This window comes from Streptomyces sp. 8L (assembly GCF_020176795.1).
Classification (GTDB): Bacteria; Actinomycetota; Actinomycetes; order Streptomycetales; family Streptomycetaceae; genus Streptomyces.
This window is the reverse complement of sequence record NZ_JAIUKE010000699.1, coordinates 1-4297: the sequence shown is the minus strand read 5'-3', so window position 1 is coordinate 4297 and position 4297 is coordinate 1. Positions and strand designations below refer to the sequence as shown.

Below are 4297 nucleotides of genomic sequence, written 5' to 3'. Positions count from 1 at the left end.
CCCTCCCCGTACCCCGCGGGCCGCGCCGCCACTCCGCGCCGCCCGCCCGGCCCCGGGAGCCCGGCGACCTGGCCCGACCCCGGCCGCCGTGCCCGCTCACCGCACCCGTGGGACGCTCCCGCCGCTACGTATGCTCGACGGATGACTACGTACGTGCCTGACGGGTCAGGGGCCGCCGGCCGGCCCACCGCCAACTCCATGCGCCGTGCCCTGAAACGCGCCCGCGACGGCGTCGCCCTGGACGCCGGCGAGGCGGCCGTGCTGCTCCAGGCGCGCGGGGACGAGCTCACCGACCTCGCCGCGTCGGCCGCCCGGGTCCGGGACGCCGGGCTCGAAGCGGCCGGGCGCGCCGGAATCATCACGTACTCCCGCAAGGTGTTCATTCCGCTCACCCGCCTCTGCCGTGACAAGTGCCACTACTGCACCTTCGTCACGGTGCCGGGGAAGCTGCGGCGCGAGGGCCACGGGATGTTCCTCTCGCCCGACGAGGTGCTGAAGATCGCCCGCGACGGCGCGGCGATGGGCTGCAAGGAGGCGCTGTTCACCCTCGGCGACAGGCCGGAGGACCGCTGGCCCGAGGCGCGCGCGTGGCTGGAGGCCGAGGGGTACGACGACACCCTCGCGTACGTACGGGCCATGGCGATCCGCGTCCTGGAGGAGACCGGGCTGCTGCCGCACCTCAACCCGGGCGTCCTGTCCTGGACCGACCTCCAGCGGCTCAAGCCGGTCGCGCCGTCCATGGGGATGATGCTGGAGACGACCGCGACCCGCCTGTGGTCCGAGCCCGGCGGCCCGCACTTCGGCTCGCCCGACAAGGAGCCCGCCGTACGGCTGCGGGTCCTTGAGGACGCCGGACGCTCCAACGTCCCCTTCACGACGGGCGTCCTCATCGGCATCGGGGAGTCCTACGAGGAGCGCGCCGACGCCCTGTTCGCGCTGCGCCGCACGGCCCGCGCCTACCACGGCATCCAGGAGGTGATCGTGCAGAACTTCCGCGCCAAGCCGGACACGGCGATGCGCGGCATGCCCGACGCCGAACTGGAGGAGCTCGCCGCCGCGATCGCCGTGGCCCGGCACATCCTCGGCCCCTCCGCCCGCATCCAGGCCCCGCCGAACCTGGTCGACGCCGAGTACGGGCTGCTGATCCGCGCCGGCATCGACGACTGGGGCGGGGTGTCGCCGCTCACCCCCGACCACGTCAACCCGGAGCGGCCCTGGCCGCACATCGACGACCTCGCGGCGAGGACCGCGGAGTCCGGCTTCAGGCTGCGCGAACGCCTCACCATCTACCCCGAGTTCATCAAGCGCGGCGAACCGTGGCTGGACCCGCGGCTGCTGCCGCACGTCACCGCGCTCGCCGACCCGGAGACCGGGCTCGCGCGCGAGGACGTGCGGCCGGCCGGCCTGCCCTGGCAGGAGCCGGACGAGGCGTTCACCTCCACCGGCCGCACCGATCTGCACCGCACCATCGACACCGAGGGCCGCACCGGCGACCGGCGCGACGACTTCGACGTCGTGTACGGGGACTGGGAGGCGCTGCGCGAGGCCGCCGCGCCCGGCATGGTGCCCGAGCGGATCGACGGCGATGTGCGCCAGGCGCTCGGCCAGGCCGCCGACGACCCGGAGAAGCTCACCGACGAGCAGGCCCTCGCCCTCTTCCACGCCGACGGGCCCGCGCTCGACGCGCTCACCCGCATCGCGGACGAGCTGCGCCGTGACGTGGTCGGCGACGACGTCACCTACATCGTCACGCGCAACATCAACTTCACCAACGTCTGCTACACCGGCTGCCGCTTCTGCGCGTTCGCGCAGCGCCGCACCGACGCCGACGCGTACACGCTCTCCCTCTCGCAGGTCGCGGACCGGGCCGAACAGGCCTGGGAGGTCGGCGCGGTGGAGGTGTGCATGCAGGGCGGCATCCACCCCGACCTGCCGGGCTCCGCCTACTTCGACATCGCGCGGGCCGTGAAGGAGCGCGTGCCGGGCATGCACGTGCACGCCTTCTCGCCGATGGAGGTCGTCAACGGCGCGACCCGCACCGGGCTTTCCATCCGCGACTGGCTGACCGCGGCGAAGGAGGCCGGGCTCGGCTCGATCCCCGGCACGGCGGCGGAGATCCTGGACGACGAGGTCCGCTGGGTCCTCACCAAGGGCAAGCTGCCGACCGCGACCTGGATCGAGGTCGTCAAGACCGCCCACGAGCTGGGCATCAGGTCGTCGTCCACGATGATGTACGGGCATGTCGACCAGCCCCGCCACTGGCTGGGCCACCTGCGCACCCTCGCGTCCATCCAGCGGGAGACCGGCGGGTTCACGGAGTTCGTGACGCTGCCGTTCATCCACACCAACGCGCCCGTGTACCTGGCGGGCATCGCGCGCCCCGGGCCCACCGACCGCGACAACAGGGCCGTGACGGCGATGGCGCGGCTGCTGCTGCACCCGCACATCCCCAACATCCAGACGAGCTGGGTCAAGCTCGGCACCGAGGGCGCGGCCGAGATGCTCCGCTCCGGCGCGAACGACCTGGGCGGGACCCTGATGGAGGAGACCATCTCGCGGATGGCCGGGTCGAGTTACGGCTCGTACCGGTCGGTGCGGGACCTCCGGGCGATCGCGGAGGCCGCGGGCCGGCCGTCGCGCCCCCGCACGACGCTGTACGGGGAGGTGCCGGAGGAGCGCGTCAGGGCGGCCTCGTCGTCGGACGGCCACCTGCCCGAGCTGCTGCCGCTGGTCTCCGACTGAGCGCGTGCGCGCGTCCGTGTCGGCGCCTCAGGCCTCACGCTGCCGTCCGCGTCCGTGGCCGGGCGGCCAAGGCTGGGGCCCCAGCTTCCCGCTGCCGTCCGTCCGCTGCCGTCGGAACCCTCGGGCGATTCGTGTGAACACGGCTTTTAACCGGGCGAGTTGGGGAAGCGGGTGGATGGCGTGAACCCCGCTTGCCGGGGCGCGGCGCCCCGCACGACGGTAGGTTTCGCTTCGCCGGGGCCGGAAACGGTCCCGGCGGGGTCGACGGCTACCTGAGTGTGGGGAGTGACGCGTGAGCACGGTGTGGGGGCGGGCCGAGCAGCTGGACTTCCGCAGCCGGGTGCGCGGATGCCTGCTCGGCGGCGGGATCGGCGACACGCTGGGCGCGGGCGCGTCCGGCGCGCCGCCGGAGCCGGGCTCGGCGCCGGAAGAGCCCGACCTCGTCGCGGTCCACGGCAGACGCGGCGCGGTGACCTGGGCGACGCAGCTCACCCTGTTCACGGTCGACGGCCTGATCCGCGCGCAGATCCGCCGCGACCGCGGCCACTGGCACCCGCCCACCGACATCCACCGCGCGCACCTGCGGTGGTACGCGACGCAGCACGACTGGGGACCCGACGAGCGGCGCGCCGACAACGGCTGGCTGGCCATGGAGGAGTGGCTCTACGCGCGCCGCGACCCGCCGCTGCCGCTGCTGCTCGGCCTCGGCGACGAGCGGATGGGCACCAGGGCGGAGCCGAAGAACCCCCGGGCGCGCGACGCGGGCGCGCTGCCGAGGTCGGCGCCGTTCGGGCTGCTCGTGGGGTGGGAACCGGAGCTGGTGGGCCTGCTGGCTGCCGAGTGCGCGGTGCACACGCACGGGCATCCCGCGGCCTGCCTGTCCGCGTCGGCGTACGCGGTGATCGTGCACGGCCTCGCCCGGCGCGCGCCCCTGGAGGCGGCGGTGGGCGAGGCGCTGAAGCTGCTGGCGGGGGGGCCGGGCCACGAGCCCGTCTCGGCGGCGCTCGGCCGGGCGCTGGAGGGCGTACGGGCCGGCGTGCCCGACGTGCACCGGGTCGCGGCCCTCGCGGGGGCGGGCGGCGCGGAGAACGCCCTCGCGGTCGCGGTGTACTGCGCGCTGGTCGCGGAGGACGTACGGCACGGCCTGTCCCTGGCGACCTCGGGCCCCACGGCCCGCGCGGCGGCCCCGCTGTGCGGCGCCCTGCTCGGGACCTGGCACGGCGAGACGGCGCTGCCGCCGCTGTGGCTCGCCGAACTGGAGGGCCGGGCCACGCTGCTCGAACTCGCCGACGACCTCGCCATGGAACTCACGCAGCCCCAGGCGCTGCACGGCGGCGGCACCGGCGAGGACGCCTGGCTGCGGCGCTACCCCGTCGGATGACGCGCGGTGGCCGCCGCCGCGAGGAGGGCCGCCGGTACGGCGAAACGGCGCCCGGGCCGGCCCGGGGGGCCCGGGGGGGGGCCGGCCCCCCCGGCCCCCCGCGCCGGGTACGCCCGACGGACGGTCGGGTCGAGAGGAGGGGGCCCGGCCGCCGGGCCGAGGCGAGAGCCGGCC

Annotated in this window: 2 protein-coding genes; both read left to right on the top strand. The window is 75.3% G+C overall.

Going from position 1 to position 4297, the window contains the following annotated elements; translation table 11 throughout:
- Nucleotides 1-141: 141 nt before the first annotated feature.
- Nucleotides 142-2742, top strand: a complete 2601-nt coding sequence (locus LCE31_RS37385; RefSeq protein WP_225022535.1) for a bifunctional FO biosynthesis protein CofGH — start codon at nucleotides 142-144, stop codon at nucleotides 2740-2742.
- A gap of 292 nt (nucleotides 2743-3034) precedes the next feature.
- A complete protein-coding gene (locus tag LCE31_RS37380) occupies nucleotides 3035-4123 on the top strand; it encodes an ADP-ribosylglycohydrolase family protein (protein WP_225022533.1) in 1089 nt (362 codons plus the stop codon).
- Nucleotides 4124-4297 lie beyond the last annotated feature (174 nt).

Coding starts and splice junctions, on each gene's coding strand:
- LCE31_RS37385 (WP_225022535.1), top strand. CDS start 142: ATGACTACGTACGTGCCTGACGGGTCAGGGGCCGCCGGCCGGCCCACC.